Source organism: Noviherbaspirillum denitrificans, from assembly GCF_002211445.1.
In the GTDB taxonomy this organism is placed as follows: domain Bacteria; phylum Pseudomonadota; class Gammaproteobacteria; order Burkholderiales; family Burkholderiaceae_D; genus Noviherbaspirillum; species Noviherbaspirillum denitrificans.
On the sequence record NZ_LSTO01000001.1, the window covers coordinates 116,739 to 132,185 of the forward strand.

Genomic DNA, 15,447 nt, shown 5'->3' on the forward strand with positions numbered 1-15,447 from the left:
GAATGCCCTCCTATGCCATCCAACATGCATTCAAAAAAGCGCCCTGATTCCGGTATGTTCAATTTGAAGACCTTGAGTGCCGCAGTTGCGTCGGCGCTGGTGTTTTCGAACGCATGGGCGGCGGGATTGGGCAAGCTCACTGTCCTTTCGTCCCTGGGGCAACCATTACGTGCCGAGATCGAGTTGACGGCGGTTTCGAAGGACGAAGTGGGGGCGCTCACCGCGAAATTGGCAACGGCAGATGCATTCCGCCAGGCGAACATCGACTTTCATCCAGCGCTGTCGACATTGCGCTTCGCCGTGGAGCAGAGGGGTGACCGCCAGTTCATCCGCATGACCTCGTCGCAGCCTCTCAACGAGCCGTTCGTCGACATGCTCCTCGAACTTGCCGGTCCGAATGGCCGCCTTGTTCGTGAATATACCTTCCTGCTCGACCCTGCCGACTTGCGTACGACGCAGTCCGCGCAAGTGGCGCCGATGCCGGTTCCTGAATCTGCAGCACCCGCCGCCCAGCCGCGTGCGCAGGCTCCGGCAGAGTCCGCGCCCGCACCGCGCGCTTCGTCGCAGACTCGTGTACAGCGAGCCGAACCGGCCCCCCGCGTTGCACGACCGGCCGCCGCACTTGTCGAAGGCGATCCCGTCCAGGGGGAATACCGCGTGCGCAGCGGTGACACCCTTGCCCGCATTGCTGGCCAGGTCAAACCGGGTGGCGTATCGCTGGACCAGATGCTGGTTGCCTTGTATCAGTCGAATCCTGATGCCTTCGTTGGCAACAACATGAACCGCCTCAAGGCGGGACAAATCCTCTCCGTACCGGATGCGGAAAAGGCACGTTCCATTAGTCAGTCCGAGGCACACGGCATTGTTGTGGCGCAGTCCGCGGACTTCAGCAACTATCGCAACAAGCTTGCCGGCAAGGTCGCGGAAGCCGCACCGCAAAAATCCGCCGAAGCGAAGCAGTCCGCCGGCGGCAAGATCACTGCAAAGGTCGAGGAAAAGCCGACACCTGCCTCGGAATCCAAGGACAAGCTGAAACTGTCGAATGCCCAGGCGGCGCAGGGAGGGGCGGCCGACAAGGCGGCACCGGCCACCCAGGAAGACAAGATCGCTCGCGACAAGGCCATTGCCGACGCCAATGCACGCGTGAAGGAACTCGAAAAGAACGTCGGCGAGCTGCAAAAACTCCTCGAGGTCAAGAACAAGGCACTATCCGACCAGCAGAAGCAAGCCGATGCTACCGCTGCTGCAGCGAAGGCAGAAGCGGCCAAGCCAGCTCCGACGGCACCTGCCCCGATGGAAACCAAACCTGCCGAGGCAAAGGTCGAGAAGCCTGCCGAACCGAAGGCGGCCGAAAAGCCCGCTGTGCAGGCCACACCACCGGTTGCCGCCGCGCCTGCTCCCGCACCGCAAAAGCCGAAGGCAGTCACTCCGCCACCCGCACCTGCGCAGGAAGAGCCAAGCTTCCTGGACGATCTGCTCGGCAATCCACTGGTCTTGCCTGGCGTCGGCGCGCTGCTGGTCGCGCTTGGTGCGCTCGGTGTTTACCGAGCCCGCCGCCAGAAGCAGAGCAAGCAGTTCGAAGACAGTATCATCACCGATACCAGCCTGAAGGCAAACTCGCTGTTCGGATCGACCGGCGGCCAGAGCGTGGACACCAACAACAGCGTGTTCAACTCCAACTTCGCGCCGTCCGCCAGCCAACTTGACTCCAATGAAGTCGATCCGGTTGCCGAAGCAGATGTTTACATTGCCTATGGCCGCGACGCGCAGGCGGAAGAAATCCTGAAGGAAGCGCTGCGTACTCAGCCCGACCGCCATGCTGTGCGCGTCAAGCTGCTGGAAATTTATTCCAATCGCAAGGACCTGCGCGCCTTCGAAGTGTTGGCGACCGAACTGTACGGCCTGACCAGGGGTGAGGGCGAAGATTGGAAACAGGCAGCATCGATGGGTGTGGCCATCGACCCCAACAACCCGCTCTATGCCAGCGGAAATACCGAAGTCGCCGACGATGTGCCGTTGATCGCACCGACCCAGCCGCTGGACGAGCAGGGCCTCGCGACCTTGCTGTCGTCGACACAGTCCGATACCACGCAGCTTGAAACCATCGACGGACTGGATGCAGATGCGTCGTATTTCAACAATACGGAACTTGCAGCCGACGCCGCCAGCGCGCCGGCCGAGGCGCCGCCTGTCGAGCCCGAACCGGAGCACAAGGTCACGTCGAACGACCTCGACTTCGATCTCGACGGCATGCAGGACCTGACGCCGCCCAATACGATTCCACGCCCTGTCCCCGCGGAACCGCCTGCTGACCTGACCTCGATCGATTTCAATTTCCTGGACGAGCCCGTCAAGCCGGCTGAGCCCGAAGAGGCAGCTGTTCCCGACCTGATGGCGGCTTCCGAACCAGTCGTCGAACCGGAACCGGTTGCATCGATTCCGGCGATTGACGACCTCGAGTTCCCGCTGGATGACAAACCGGCCGAAACGGATGCACCCGTAGCCATGGTGGAAGATATTTCCCTTGATGCGCTTGCGCCTCCGGTTGAAGCAGATGTTCCGGATATCGGCGACCTGACGCTTCCAGGTGAGGAGCCGAAAGTCGAAGCTCCGGCCGCGGATCCGCTTGACTTCGACCTTTCCGGTATCAGCCTCGAGCTGAATTCCCCGGAACCGGCGACGGAGGCTCTGCCGCCGGTCGATGAGGTGGTGCCGGCTCCGGTTGCGGATTTCGATTCGCTCGAGACGGAGCCTGTTGCAGCCGCTCCGACGGAAGCGCCAGCATCGCTGGAGCTGCCGGACCTGGATTTCGACGCCATGAACACGCAGATGCTGACGGATGATCCCGATGCGAACAGCGCGGAAATGGCAACCAAGCTGGATCTGGCCATTGCCTACCAGGAAATCGGCGACAAGGAAGGCGCGCGCGAGCTGCTGGACGAGGTATTGAAGGGCGGTACGCCTGAGCAGAGCGAACGCGCGAAGGCTTTGTTGCTCGAACTGGCATAATTCGTCGGGTTTCATTCGACGGGCGCGGCGTAATGCTTGCGCCCGTTTTTCATTCCGTTTTTCTTTTGCTACACAGATTGGGGCTGACTTGAAGCGAATCGCGCTCGGAGTACAGTATGACGGCGCGCTGTGGCGCGGATGGCAGACACAACCTTCCGGCGGAACGGTGCAGGATACGCTGGAGGCGGCTCTCAAGCGCTTTGCGCTCGTGGACATCGGAACAACCTGCGCAGGGCGGACGGACGCGGGGGTGCATGCGCTTGAACAGGTGGTGCATTTCGACACGGAGCTCGACCGCGAAATGTTTTCCTGGGTGCGTGGCGTCAATGCCTTTCTTCCGCCATCCATTGCTGTGCGCTGGGCATGCGAGACGCCAGGTGACAGGCTGGACGCGTTTCATGCTCGGTTCAGTGCAACCGCCCGTACCTATCACTATGTCATCTACAACCACCCGGTCCGCTCGCCGCTCCTGGCAGGGAAGGCGGGCTGGGTTTTCCGTCCCCTGCAGATCGAACCGATGCGTACGGCGGCTGCGCACCTGCTCGGCACGCACGATTTTTCTGCGTTCCGTGCAGCGGAATGCCAGGCAAAGTCGCCGGTAAAAACCATGCACGACATTCGCATCGAACGCCGGAGCGCCCTGATTGTCGTTACATTGACGGCCAATGCCTTCCTGCATCACATGGTCAGGAATATAGTCGGATCGCTGATCGTCGTAGGCAACGGCAACCAGAAGCCGGAATGGATGGCGGAAATTCTCGCCAGTCGCAACCGCAGCCTTGCTGCACCGACCTTTATGCCTGACGGCTTGTACCTCGCAAAAATCGCGTACGATCCGAAATGGCAGCTTCCGCAGGAAGCTTCGGCGGGAATGTCTTGGCTGGCCTAATCCATTAATTTATGTATAACAAATGACTGCACGCACTCGCATCAAGATCTGCGGACTGACTCGCAGGGAAGATCTGGACATCGCTGTCACGGCAGGTGCCGATGCGATCGGACTCGTGTTTTACCCAAAGAGCCCGCGCTATATCGATGCGCCCCGTGCAGCGCAACTGATAACGGTCCTGCCGCCCTTTGTGACAACAGTCGGTCTGTTCGTCAATGCAACGGCGGAGGAAGTCCGGTCTATTGTTGAACAAGTGCCGGTTTCGTTGCTGCAATTCCACGGTGACGAGACCGCGGAGCAATGCGCCGCCATCGCACAAGCCGTGCACCGCCCCTTCATGCGTGCCGTTCGGATGGGGTCGGAAATGACTGGCGAGGATTTGCTAAAATACGAGCAACAGTATCGCGCCGCCAGCAGCCTGTTTGCAGGTTTGCTACTCGATGCCTTTGTCGAGGGGTATGGCGGCGGTGGAAAGGTTTTCGATTGGTCTCTCATCCCAAAAGAGCTCGCGCCTCGGGTCGTTTTGAGTGGTGGCTTGAGCGTGCAAAACGCCACTGAAGCAGTGCTTCAGGTGCGCCCCTACGCTGTCGACATCAGCAGCGGCGTCGAACAGTCCAAGGGCATCAAGGATCCCGCCAAGATTCGCGACTTCATCGCAGCAGTGCGCAAGGCGGATACCATTCCGGGTAATTGAACAGAGAGAACCACCATGAAAGAACTGAACGCGCTGGAGAACTATGCCGAGCGCCAGGCAATGACCACCGCAGCCATGTACCAGGCTGCCCAATACAGCCTCCCTGACGCGCGCGGCCATTTCGGCCAGTACGGCGGCAGCTTCGTCTCCGAGACGCTGACCCATGCGCTGGACGAGCTGAAGAAGGGCTATGCGCATTTCCGCAGCGACCCCGAATTCCTTGAGGAATTCGCGCGTGAACTGAAGCACTTCGTTGGCCGTCCCAGCCCGATCTACCACGCCAAGCGCTGGTCCGAGATGCAGGGCGGCGCGCAGATCTACTTCAAGCGCGAAGACCTCAACCACACCGGCGCACACAAGATCAACAACGTGATCGGCCAGGCACTGCTCGCCAAGCGCATGGGCAAACCGCGCGTGATCGCCGAAACGGGCGCGGGCCAGCACGGCGTGGCGACGGCAACCATCTGCGCGCGCTTCGGCCTCGAATGCGTGGTGTACATGGGCGCGGAAGACGTCAAACGCCAGGTCCAGAACGTCTACCGCATGGAACTGCTCGGTGCGAAGGTGGTTCCAGTCGAGTCGGGCTCAAAGACGCTCAAGGACGCGCTCAACGAAGCGATGCGCGATTGGGTGACCAATGTGGAAAACACTTTCTACATCATCGGTACCGTGGCAGGTCCGCATCCCTATCCGATGATGGTGCGCGACTTCCAGTCGGTCATCGGCAATGAATGCCTGACGCAGATGCCCGAGATGACGGGACGGCAGCCGGATTATGTTGTGGCGTGCATTGGCGGCGGTTCAAATGCGATGGGGATTTTCTACCCGTACATCGACCATAAGGACGTGCAGTTGGTTGGCGTGGAAGCGGCGGGCGAGGGGCTGGAAACAGGACGTCATTCCGCCTCGCTGATCGCCGGTTCCCCGGGCGTCCTGCATGGCAACCGTACTTACCTGCTGCAGAACGAGGACGGCCAGATCATCGAGACGCATTCGGTGTCGGCGGGCCTCGACTATCCGGGTGTCGGTCCGGAGCATGCGTACCTGAAAGATGCCGGGCGTGCGAAGTACGTGTCGATCACCGACGACGAGGCGATCGAGGCTTTCCACAACTGCTGCCGTATCGAAGGGATTATCCCGGCGCTGGAATCAAGTCATGCGCTCGCCTATGCGGCCAAGCTGGCGGCGACGCTGCCAAAGGACAAGATCATCCTCGCGAACTTGTCCGGCCGTGGCGACAAGGACATGCATACCGTCGCCGAACGGATGAAGAAGCAGTTCTGAAGCGTCAGTACCCGAGCCAAATCCATAACAATCGCCGTCGGGACCGTCGCCGGAAGCCAGCTTCCGGCAAGTTCTTCCGGGCAGCAATCTTGCGAGCCGCACCATGTCTAGAATCCAAAGCACGCTGAACGCTCTTTCTGCAAAAGGCCGTAAAGGCCTCATTCCCTTCATCACGGCCGGCGATCCCGGCCCGGAACTCACTGTTTCGCTAATGCATGCACTCGTGGCCGGCGGCGCGGACATCATCGAACTCGGCGTCCCTTTCTCCGATCCAATGGCCGACGGCCCGGTCATCCAGCGTGCATCCGAGCGCGCTTTGGCGAACGGCGTCGGTATGCGTCATGTGCTGCAGTTCGTGAAGGAATTCCGAGAGACCAACCAGGCGACGCCGGTCGTGCTCATGGGCTATGCGAACCCGATCGAACACATGGGTGCGGAGAAATTCATCGATGCCGCGAAGCAGGCCGGTGTGGACGGGGTACTCGTTGTGGACTATCCGCCGGAGGAATGCCAGGAATTCGCGGCGAGCATGAAGGAGAAGGGGCTGGATCCCATCTTCTTGCTGGCCCCGACATCCACCGATGATCGGATCGAGCAAGTTGGCAAGATTGCAAGTGGTTATGTGTATTACGTGTCGCTGAAGGGCGTGACGGGCTCCGGCCACCTCGACCTCGATGCGGTCGCGAAGAAGATGCCGGAAATCAAGAAACATGTCCGCGTGCCGGTTGGCGTCGGTTTCGGCATCCGGGATGCGGCTACGGCGAAAGCCATTGCATCAGTCTCCGATGCCGTCGTGATCGGTAGCCGCATTATCCAGGAACTCGAGAATACGCCGCGGGAAAACGCGGTCCAGGCGGTGCAAACCTTCATTTCGGGCATCCGCAAGGCGCTCGACGAGTGATTTGGGATATCATTTTGTCATCCAATCCTTGTATTGGCGCGCGGCAAGGCCGGCGGTACAATGCGGCAACCCGAAAATTTGAGATGAGGTCTACATGAGTTGGCTTGAAAAGCTGCTTCCCCCGCGCATCCAGCGCTCCGACGCCGCAAACCGGAAATCCGTGCCGGAAGGTCTGTGGGTCAAGTGCCCGTCGTGCGAGGCAGTGCTGTACCGTACCGACCTCGAATCCAATGTCCATGTCTGCCCGAAGTGCGACCATCACATGCGCATCCGTGCGCGTGAACGTCTCGACGCGCTGCTGGATGCCGGCGGCCGTTATGAAATCGGCCAGGAAGCCCTGCCGGTCGACTCACTCAAGTTCAAGGACAGCAAGAAGTACCCCGACCGCCTGAAGGATGCGATGGAATCCACCGGCGAGACCGATGCACTGGTCGTGATGGGCGGCGCGATCATGTCGCTGCCGGTCGTCGTGGCCTGCTTCGAATTCGAATTCATGGGCGGTTCCATGGGCTCGGTTGTCGGCGAACGTTTTGCGCGGGGCGCACAGGCGGCGCTGGAGCAGAAGGTGCCGTTCATCTGCATTACCGCCACCGGTGGCGCCCGCATGCAGGAAGGCCTGCTGTCGCTGATGCAGATGGCCAAGACCACGGCCATGCTGACCAAGCTGGCCGAGAAGAAGCTGCCGTTCATTTCCGTGCTGACCGACCCGACGATGGGTGGCGTGTCGGCTTCCTTTGCGTTCATGGGCGACGTCGTGATCGCCGAGCCGAAGGCGCTGATCGGCTTTGCCGGTCCGCGCGTGATCGAGAACACCGTGCGCGAGAAGCTGCCGGAAGGTTTCCAGCGTGCCGAATTCCTGATGCAGAAAGGGGCCGTCGACATGATCGTCGACCGTCGCAAGATGCGCGAGGAAATCGCGCGCCTGCTCGCGCTGCTGCAGAACCAGCCTGCAGAAGTCCTGGCGTAACAAATTGATGTAAGCAACAAGCCCGGACTGCAGCAAGTCCGGGCTTTTCATTTTCCAGCGTCCGTCTTCCTCCCGCCATGCAAAATCTTCCCTCGACACTCACCGAATGGCTGTCCGTTCTCGAAAAGATGCATCCCAAGGCCATCGACATGGGCCTGGACCGCGTGCGGCAGGTCAAGGACAGGCTCGGCATCCAGTTCGACTGCCCGGTCATCATTGTGGGGGGCACCAACGGCAAGGGCTCGACATGCGCGATGCTGGAGTCGATCCTGATGCATGCGGGCTACCGCGTCGGCCTCTACACTTCGCCGCACCTGCTCGACTTCAACGAGCGAGCGCGCGTGAATGGCGAACCGGCGAGCGATGCGGCGCTGGTCGAGCAGTTCGCCGCCGTCGAGGGGCAACGCGGCGACGTATCGCTGACCTACTTCGAGTTCACGACGCTCGCCATCCTGCGGCTGTTTGCCGAGGCAAAGCTCGACGCGGTGATCCTTGAGGTCGGCCTCGGCGGCCGCCTGGATGCGGTCAATATCGTCGATGCGGATGTTTCCATCGTCACTAGCGTCGACATCGACCATACCGAATTCCTGGGCAATACGCGCGAAGAGATCGGTTTTGAAAAGGCCGGTATCTTCCGCTCTGGCAAAGCGGCGATCTGCGGCGACCCGGTCCCGCCGAAATCACTCATCGACCACGCTGCTGCGATTGGCGCCGAGTTGTGGCTGTTCGGCCGCGATTTCAACTACTCGGGCGACAAGCAGCAATGGAACTACGGCGGACGCGGCCAGCGCCGCAATTCGCTGGGTTACCCGAGCCTGCGTGGCGCGAACCAGCTCCTGAATGCCTCAGCCGCGCTTGCCGCGCTGGAAGCGTTGCGCGACCGCCTCCCTGTCGGCGCGCAGGAAGTGCGCAATGGCTTGGTGATGGTCGAATTGCCGGGGCGTTTCCAGGTGCTGCCGGGACGCCCCTCCGTGGTCCTCGATGTCGCCCATAATCCGCACGCGGCCGCAACGCTGGCACAGAACCTTAACAACATGGGATTCCATCCCTATACCTACGCGGTATTCGGCGCCATGCAGGACAAGGATATTGCCGGCGTCGTCGCGCACCTGAAGGACATCGTCGACCACTGGTGCCTGACCGATTTGCCGCTGCCCCGTGCCGCGACCGCGGAACAGCTGAAACAGACGCTGCTCGATGCAGGCATCGCGCAGAATGCCGCGCCGGGCTCCGAACGCACCATCCAGACCTTCGATTCCCCCGCCGCCGCATATGCGAACGCGCTAAGCAGGGCAGGGGAGAATGATAGAATTGCGGTTTTCGGATCTTTTCTCACCGTTGCCGGCGTAATGGAAGCGAAACGATCCGGGAAGCCGGCCTGAGTGCTCTTATTTCAAGACGGCTTCCGCCATCACTGACGGACTTATTTTTATCGCATGAGCTTGTTCTCGTTCCTTCGCAAAAACAAGCAGGAATCGGCCTCCGGGGAAAGCACCTTTCAATCGCGCGCCGAGGAGGATTCCAAGGCAGTACGCAGCCGCGCGAAGCGTCGCGGCAAGGATAGCCGCGAGGACGATGCGCTTGATCCGGTATTGCCAGAAAAGAAACGCGCCCGCCGCCGCCTGATCGGCGCCGTTGCGCTGGTGCTCGCCGCAGTGGTCGGCCTGCCGATGGTGCTCGATTCCGAGCCCAAGCCGCTGGCCGACGATATCGCCATCCAGATCCCCTCCAAGGACAAGCCTGTCGCAGGGGCGGCCGCCCGCGCGGACATGCCTGCGGCGTCGAAGGTCGCCGCCTCTGCGTCCCTCGACGCCAAGGAAGAGGTCGTGGAGGCACCGGCTGCTCCCGCGTCGGCGGAAAAGAAGCCCGAACAACCGGCTGCCGAGCAGCACAAGCCCAAAGATGATGCCAAGGCGTCAACAGATTCAGGGCACAAGGCTGCCGACAAGGCTGCGGTCGTTGCAAAGGCTGAACCGAAATCCACCGAATCGCACGACAAGACTGACGATTCCGCACGCGCCAAGGCGCTCCTCGAGGGCAAGCCTGATCCCAAGGCAGCCGAGAAAAAAGCCGGAAAATTTGTCATCCAGGTAGCGGCACTGGCGACCAAGGACAAGGTCGACGAGTTGCAGGGCAAGCTCAAGGGCGCCGGCATCAAGTCGTACACGGAAAAGATTGCTACCGCATCAGGCGACCGCACGCGTATCCGCGTGGGCCCGTTCACCAGCAAGGAAGACGCGGAAAAGGCTCGCGCCAAGATCGTCAAGCTGGGTTTGAACGGCACGCTGGTGCCGGCTTGATTTTTCGCGCGCCGTGACAATCTTCGATTATCTGGTGCTGTTCGTGCTGGTGTGCTCGGTTGTCATCAGCACGTTGCGCGGCCTGGTCAAGGAAATCCTGTCGCTGCTGAGCTGGGTGGTGTCCTTCGTGGTGGCCAACGCCTTCGGCGAAGACCTGGCGAAGCTGTTGCCCTCCATGGTGCCGGGCAGCACGACGCGGCTGATCATTGCATTCATTGCATTGTTCATCGGCGTGCGCCTGTTGATGGCGCTGCTGACGATGGCAATCGACGCGGTGATCAAGGCGAGCGGCCTGTCCCTGGCGGATCGCGGCCTCGGCGGGTTGTTCGGACTGGGACGCGGCATGGTCATCGTGCTGGCGGCCGTCCTGTTGTGCGGCATGACCGCAATTCCGCAGCAGCCCTTCTGGAAAGAGGCGCTGCTCAGCCCGCTGGCGGAAACGGCTGCGCGTACCGTGAAGCCTTTCCTGCCGGGCGATTTTGCGCGGCATGTACAGTTTTGAATCTGCTTAAGTAAGGAGCCCACCATGTGTGGCATTGTTGGCGTTGTTTCCCACGGTCCGGTCAACCAGTTGATTTATGACGCGCTGCTGCTGCTGCAGCATCGCGGCCAGGATGCTGCCGGTATTGCAACCAACCACGGCAATACGTTCTCGATGTACAAGGCCAACGGCCTCGTGCGCGATGTATTTCGTACCCGCAACATGCGTTCGCTGCCGGGCAACGCCGGTATCGGCCAGGTGCGCTATCCGACCGCCGGCTCTTCCAGCGAAGAAGAAGCGCAGCCTTTCTACGTGAACGCGCCGTTCGGCATCATCCTGGCGCACAACGGCAACCTGACCAACTGGGAACAGCTCAAGATCGAGATGTTCAAGAACGACCGCCGCCACGTCAACACCGATTCCGACTCGGAAGTGCTGCTGAATGTGCTGGCACACGAAATCCAGCAGGCGACGACCGGCTACTCGCTCGACCCGTCGGCGCTGTTCAAGGCTGTCTCCGTGCTGCACACACGCGTGCGCGGTTCCTACGCGGTCGTGGCGCAGATCGCCGGCTACGGCCTCCTGGCCTTCCGCGACCCGTTCGGTATCCGCCCGCTGTGCATCGGCTTCAATGAGACCGACAAGGGCACCGAATACATGCTGGCCAGTGAATCCGTTGCGCTCGAAGGTCTCGGCTTCCGGTTCCTGCGCGATGTGACCCCGGGTGAGGCGATTTTCATCGACCTGGACGGCAACCTGTACAACCAGCAGTGCGCCGACAACCCGGTGCTCAATCCCTGCGCTTTCGAATTCGTCTACCTTGCCCGTCCCGACTCCATCATCGATGGCGCATCGGTGTACGCCTCCCGTCTCAAGATGGGCGAGTACCTTGCCGAGAAAATCCGGCGCGAGATGTCGGCTGGCGACATCGATGTCGTGATGCCGATCCCCGATTCCTCCCGTCCGGCGGCGATGGAACTGGCGCTCAAGCTCAACCTCGACTATCGCGAAGGCTTCATCAAGAACCGCTACATCGGCCGCACCTTCATCATGCCCGGCCAGGCACTGCGCAGGAAGTCCGTGCGCCAGAAGCTCAATGCGATCAGCAGCGAGTTCAAGGGCAAGAGCGTGCTGCTGGTGGATGACTCCATCGTGCGCGGCACGACCAGCCGCGAGATCGTGCAGATGGCGCGCGATTCGGGCGCCAAGCGCGTGATCTTCGCGTCCGCAGCACCGCCGGTGAAGTTCCCGAACGTTTACGGCATCGACATGCCGACCCGCAACGAGCTGATCGCTCACGGCCGTACCGACGAGGAAGTCTGCCGCGAGATCACCGCCGATGCACTGGTGTACCAGGACGTCGAAGCGCTCAAGCGTTCGATCTCCGACCTCAACCCGGCACTGAAGGATTTCGAAGCGTCCTGCTTCGACGGCGTGTATGTGACGGGCGATATTTCCCGCGATTACCTCGATCGCGTCGAGTTCGCTCGCAACAATCCGAAGCCGGTCACTGAGGATGCAGTGCGTTCGCAGCTCAACCTGAACCTCGCGCGCGTCGACTGACCTGCACGCGTTTCATCAAGGCCCGCCGCATGCAAATGCCGCGGGCTTTTTTCATTCATGCCTGCTGCAGCAGGGATGCAAACTCGCCAGCGGGCAGGGGTTTGCTGAAGTAATAGCCCTGCATCTCGTCGCAATGATGGTCGCGCAGGAAGGCGACCTGCTCCTCGGTCTCCACACCTTCGGCGATGACCTTCAGGTTCAGGCTGTGCCCGAGCGAAATCACGGTGCTGGTGATGGCGGCGTCGTCGGCATCGGTCGCGATGTCGCGCACGAAGGACTGGTCGATCTTGAGGTGGTGCAGCGGGAAACGCTTCAGGTAGCTCAGGCTCGAGTAACCGGTACCGAAGTCATCGATGGACAATTGGACCCCGAGATCTTCCAGTTCCTTGAGCTTGGTGATGAACAGTTCTGCGCTGTTCATGACGATGCTTTCGGTCAGCTCCAGTTCCAGGTGGCGTGCTTCCAGTCCCATATCGTGCAGGGCGTCTGCAACGGACTGCACCAGGTTCTCCTGCTGGAACTGGCGCGCGGACAGGTTGACCGAAATGCTGATGGGCGGCAGGCCGGCATCCTGCCATGCCTTGTTCTGTGCGCAAGCGGTGTGCAGTACCCAGTCGCCGATGGGCACGATGAGGCCGATCTCTTCCGCCATCGGGATGAAGCGCGTCGGAGAAACCAGGCCTTTTTCCGGATGGTTCCAGCGGATCAGCGCCTCAGCACCGATGATGCGGCCAGTGCTGGCTTCCACCTTGGGCTGGTAGAAAAGTTCGAATTCGTTGCGGTCCAGCGCGCGCCGCAGTGCGCTTTCCAGCTCGGCACGTTCGACAGCGCGCACGCTCATTTCGCGTGAATAGAACTGGAACGCGTTGCCTCGCTCTTCCTTGGCGCGGTACATGGCGATATCGGCGTTGCGCAGCAGGGATTGCATGTCCTCGCCGTCGTCCGGGAAGATGGTCGCGCCGATGCTGGTCGTGACAAACAGCTCGTGGCCGCGGACGATAAACGGCGCCTGGAAGGCATCGAAAATCTTGTTCGTGACCGCTGCGACATCTTGCGGGCGCTGGATATCGGTGAGCAGGATGATGAACTCGTCGCCGCCTTGCCGTGCCACGGTGTCGCCTTCGCGCACTACCATCCGAAGGCGGTGCGACACCTCGAGCAGCAGCGAATCGCCCAACTCGTGGCCGAAGCTGTCGTTGACGCCCTTGAAACGGTCCAGGTCGAGGAACAGCAGGGCCAGCAGCAGGCCGTTGCGGCGTGCATGCGCCATCGCCTGCGCGATTCGGTCGCCGAGCAGGTTGCGGTTGGCCAGGCTGGTCAGTGCATCGTGGCCGGCGAGGTATTCAATGCGTGCTTCATAGGCCTTGCGTTCGCTGATATCGATCGCGATACCGTCAATGCGCTGCAGCTGCCCGACGTTGTTGAGGATGGCGCGTGCACGCTCCTCGATCCATCGGATCGTGCCGTCCGGACGGACAATGCGGTATTCATGGGTGAAGCTCGTCAGGTTCCCCAGCCGGCTGTGCGCTTCCATGATCGCCTCACGGTCGTCCGAATGGATCATGCGGAACCAGAGCTGCCTGTCGCGGTAAAAGTGCTCGACCGGGCGGCCGTAGATCTTCTCGACCATGGAATTCAGGTAGATGAATTCGTTTCGGGTACAGGACCAGACGACGTTGTCGATCGAATCGAGGATGCTCGACAGCTTTTCCTCTGTCGCGCGCAATGCATGTTCGGCTTGTTCGCGCGCCGCCCGCGTGCGCAGGCTCACAACGCCGTACGCGATATCGTCAGCCAGCTCTTCCAGCATGGCGACCTGCTCGGTGTCGAACCTGTTGGGTTGCGTTTCGAAGATCGTCAGCATGCCAAAGACGCGGCCGCGGTCCTTGAGTGGCAAGGAGATGGCCAGGTCGGGCGCATCGTCATGCTTCCTGCCATCTGTGTTGCCGCCGACGTCGATCGTGACCCAAGGGCGCCCATTCCCCTTTGCAGCACTTGCCTGATGCAATGCCGGAATGCGGCCACTGGTTTCCGTGTCGTCCATGGGGCCGCCGGCGCGGGCGACACATACTGCATTTCCGTCTTCCTCGAGGTAATCGATCCGCGCCATCCGGTAGCCGCCAGCATCGACCACGGTGCGGCACATGTCCTGCAAAAGGCTCATTTCATCCGTGGCATGCACCATCACATGGTTGCACTCGGCCATGACTGTGCGGGCGCGCAGGCTGCGCCGGAGCGCTTCCTGGGCACGCTTGCGGTCGCCGACTTCCAGCGTCAGCTGGGCATGCTGCCGTTCGATCGCGCCATACAGCTGCAGATTTTCGTAGACCACCGCGAGTTGTGCCGCGACCGTTGATGCGGCGCGTTCATCCACTTCGCTGAATTCGTCGGCGCCGAGCTTGTCCACGAGGTACAGCCAGCCGAACGCCGTTTCCTGCGACGCGATCGGTGCGGCAAGTATCGAATGCACCGGTGGATGTGTAGCCGGGAGACCGAGCGCGGCCGGATTGCCATCCCCCATCGTCAGCCGGCGCGGCGCACGTGCGGCAAGGACATCGCCGAGCAAGCCATGACGCGCCTCCGGCCATGGCATGTGTGCGAGGGCCGTCTCGTCCATGCCGCGCATGAGGAAGTATTCGAGGCGGCCGCGATCTTCCGCCAGGATGCCGACCGCCGCATACTTCGCCACGCAGATGTCCTGCACGACGCGGCAACTGCTCGCCAGCAAGCGTTGCGGGTCGCGTTCCGAGGCCAGTTCGATGCCAAGTTCGATCAGCGCGGTCAGGCGCAGGCTTACCGCCTGCAGGGAGGTCAATGCCTTGGACAGGCGCTGGACGACATGCTGGAGGCCTTCGATGTCTGCGGCGGCGCTGTTTCCGTTGTTGACCAGCTCCGACATGATGTGACTGCTGGTTTCCAGCTCGACGAGATATTCGCTCAACTGGTTGTCGAGCGGATTCAGGCGCGTCTGCTCGGTTTGCACTGCGGGCGGCGGCGCGGGCAGGGGAGTCGCCGGCACGCCTAGCGCCTCATGCACGGTCTTGAGAATCAGGTCGGGATCGGATGGTTTGGGAAGCACCCACTGCACGCCGCAGGCCATCGCCATCAGGCTGGCTTCGCGTTCATGGTAGGCAGCGGTGTAGAAGATGACGGGCGTAGCGGCGATGGACGGGATGGCCCGCAGGCGGCTGACGAATTCGTAGCCATCCATGTTGGGCATCAGGATGTCGGCGATAACCAGGTCGGGCCGGCGGGCGCACGCGAGGTCCAGGCCCGCCGCGCCGTCCGCTGCCTCGATCAGGCTGTGACCGCTGTAACCAAGCAGAACCATCAGAAATTGGCGGTTCAGTACATGGTCG

11 protein-coding genes are annotated in these 15,447 nt (G+C 61.4%); 10 read left to right on the forward strand and 1 reads right to left on the reverse strand.

Annotated elements, in window-relative coordinates:
* The first annotated feature begins 54 nt into the window (after window positions 1-54).
* The 10 genes from AYR66_RS00630 (at window position 55) to purF (ending at window position 12,088) form a co-directional block, all read left to right on the forward strand.
* Window positions 55-3,009 carry a motility hub landmark protein FimV gene (locus tag AYR66_RS00630; protein WP_234814637.1) on the forward strand — a complete coding sequence of 985 codons (2,955 nt, stop codon included), beginning with the start codon at window positions 55-57 and terminating at the stop codon, window positions 3,007-3,009.
* An 88-nt stretch (window positions 3,010-3,097) separates the two neighbouring features.
* Window positions 3,098-3,898, forward strand: a complete 801-nt coding sequence (gene truA / locus AYR66_RS00635; RefSeq protein ID WP_088705891.1) for a tRNA pseudouridine(38-40) synthase TruA — start codon at window positions 3,098-3,100, stop codon at window positions 3,896-3,898.
* 22 nt (window positions 3,899-3,920) lie between these two features.
* On the forward strand, window positions 3,921-4,592 hold the full coding sequence (locus AYR66_RS00640) for a phosphoribosylanthranilate isomerase (protein ID WP_088705892.1): 672 nt from the start codon (window positions 3,921-3,923) through the stop codon (window positions 4,590-4,592).
* Between the two features lie 15 nt (window positions 4,593-4,607).
* Window positions 4,608-5,876, forward strand: coding sequence for a tryptophan synthase subunit beta (gene trpB / locus AYR66_RS00645; RefSeq protein WP_088705893.1), 1,269 nt, complete (start codon window positions 4,608-4,610; stop codon window positions 5,874-5,876).
* Between the two features lie 103 nt (window positions 5,877-5,979).
* Window positions 5,980-6,777 (forward strand): tryptophan synthase subunit alpha, encoded by a 798-nt coding sequence (trpA, locus tag AYR66_RS00650; RefSeq protein WP_088705894.1) that lies wholly within the window; start codon window positions 5,980-5,982, stop codon window positions 6,775-6,777.
* Window positions 6,778-6,871: 94 nt separating this feature from the next.
* Window positions 6,872-7,744 carry an acetyl-CoA carboxylase, carboxyltransferase subunit beta gene (accD, locus tag AYR66_RS00655; RefSeq protein ID WP_088705895.1) on the forward strand — a complete coding sequence of 291 codons (873 nt, stop codon included), beginning with the start codon at window positions 6,872-6,874 and terminating at the stop codon, window positions 7,742-7,744.
* Between the two features lie 77 nt (window positions 7,745-7,821).
* Window positions 7,822-9,126, forward strand: coding sequence for a bifunctional tetrahydrofolate synthase/dihydrofolate synthase (gene folC / locus AYR66_RS00660; RefSeq protein WP_088705896.1), 1,305 nt, complete (start codon window positions 7,822-7,824; stop codon window positions 9,124-9,126).
* A 54-nt stretch (window positions 9,127-9,180) separates the two neighbouring features.
* Complete coding sequence (locus AYR66_RS00665; RefSeq protein WP_088705897.1) at window positions 9,181-10,044, forward strand: SPOR domain-containing protein; 864 nt, start codon at window positions 9,181-9,183, stop codon at window positions 10,042-10,044.
* Window positions 10,045-10,057: 13 nt separating this feature from the next.
* Window positions 10,058-10,546 (forward strand): CvpA family protein, encoded by a 489-nt coding sequence (locus tag AYR66_RS00670; protein ID WP_088705898.1) that lies wholly within the window; start codon window positions 10,058-10,060, stop codon window positions 10,544-10,546.
* 24 nt (window positions 10,547-10,570) lie between these two features.
* Window positions 10,571-12,088, forward strand: coding sequence for an amidophosphoribosyltransferase (purF, locus tag AYR66_RS00675; protein WP_088705899.1), 1,518 nt, complete (start codon window positions 10,571-10,573; stop codon window positions 12,086-12,088).
* Between the two features lie 55 nt (window positions 12,089-12,143).
* Here the strand turns inward: purF and AYR66_RS00680 are convergent.
* A partial coding sequence (locus AYR66_RS00680; RefSeq protein WP_206047002.1) for an EAL domain-containing protein occupies window positions 12,144-15,447 on the reverse strand: 3,304 nt, incomplete at its 5' end.

What these genes read in the sequence shown, in the direction of transcription:
- AYR66_RS00630 (WP_234814637.1), top strand. Translation starts at nt 55, where the DNA reads ATGTTCAATTTGAAGACCTTGAGTGCCGCAGTTGCGTCGGCGCTGGTG.
- AYR66_RS00640 (WP_088705892.1), top strand. Translation starts at nt 3,921, where the DNA reads ATGACTGCACGCACTCGCATCAAGATCTGCGGACTGACTCGCAGGGAA.
- trpB (WP_088705893.1), top strand. Translation starts at nt 4,608, where the DNA reads ATGAAAGAACTGAACGCGCTGGAGAACTATGCCGAGCGCCAGGCAATG.
- trpA (WP_088705894.1), top strand. Translation starts at nt 5,980, where the DNA reads ATGTCTAGAATCCAAAGCACGCTGAACGCTCTTTCTGCAAAAGGCCGT.
- accD (WP_088705895.1), top strand. Translation starts at nt 6,872, where the DNA reads ATGAGTTGGCTTGAAAAGCTGCTTCCCCCGCGCATCCAGCGCTCCGAC.
- folC (WP_088705896.1), top strand. Translation starts at nt 7,822, where the DNA reads ATGCAAAATCTTCCCTCGACACTCACCGAATGGCTGTCCGTTCTCGAA.
- AYR66_RS00665 (WP_088705897.1), top strand. Translation starts at nt 9,181, where the DNA reads ATGAGCTTGTTCTCGTTCCTTCGCAAAAACAAGCAGGAATCGGCCTCC.
- purF (WP_088705899.1), top strand. Translation starts at nt 10,571, where the DNA reads ATGTGTGGCATTGTTGGCGTTGTTTCCCACGGTCCGGTCAACCAGTTG.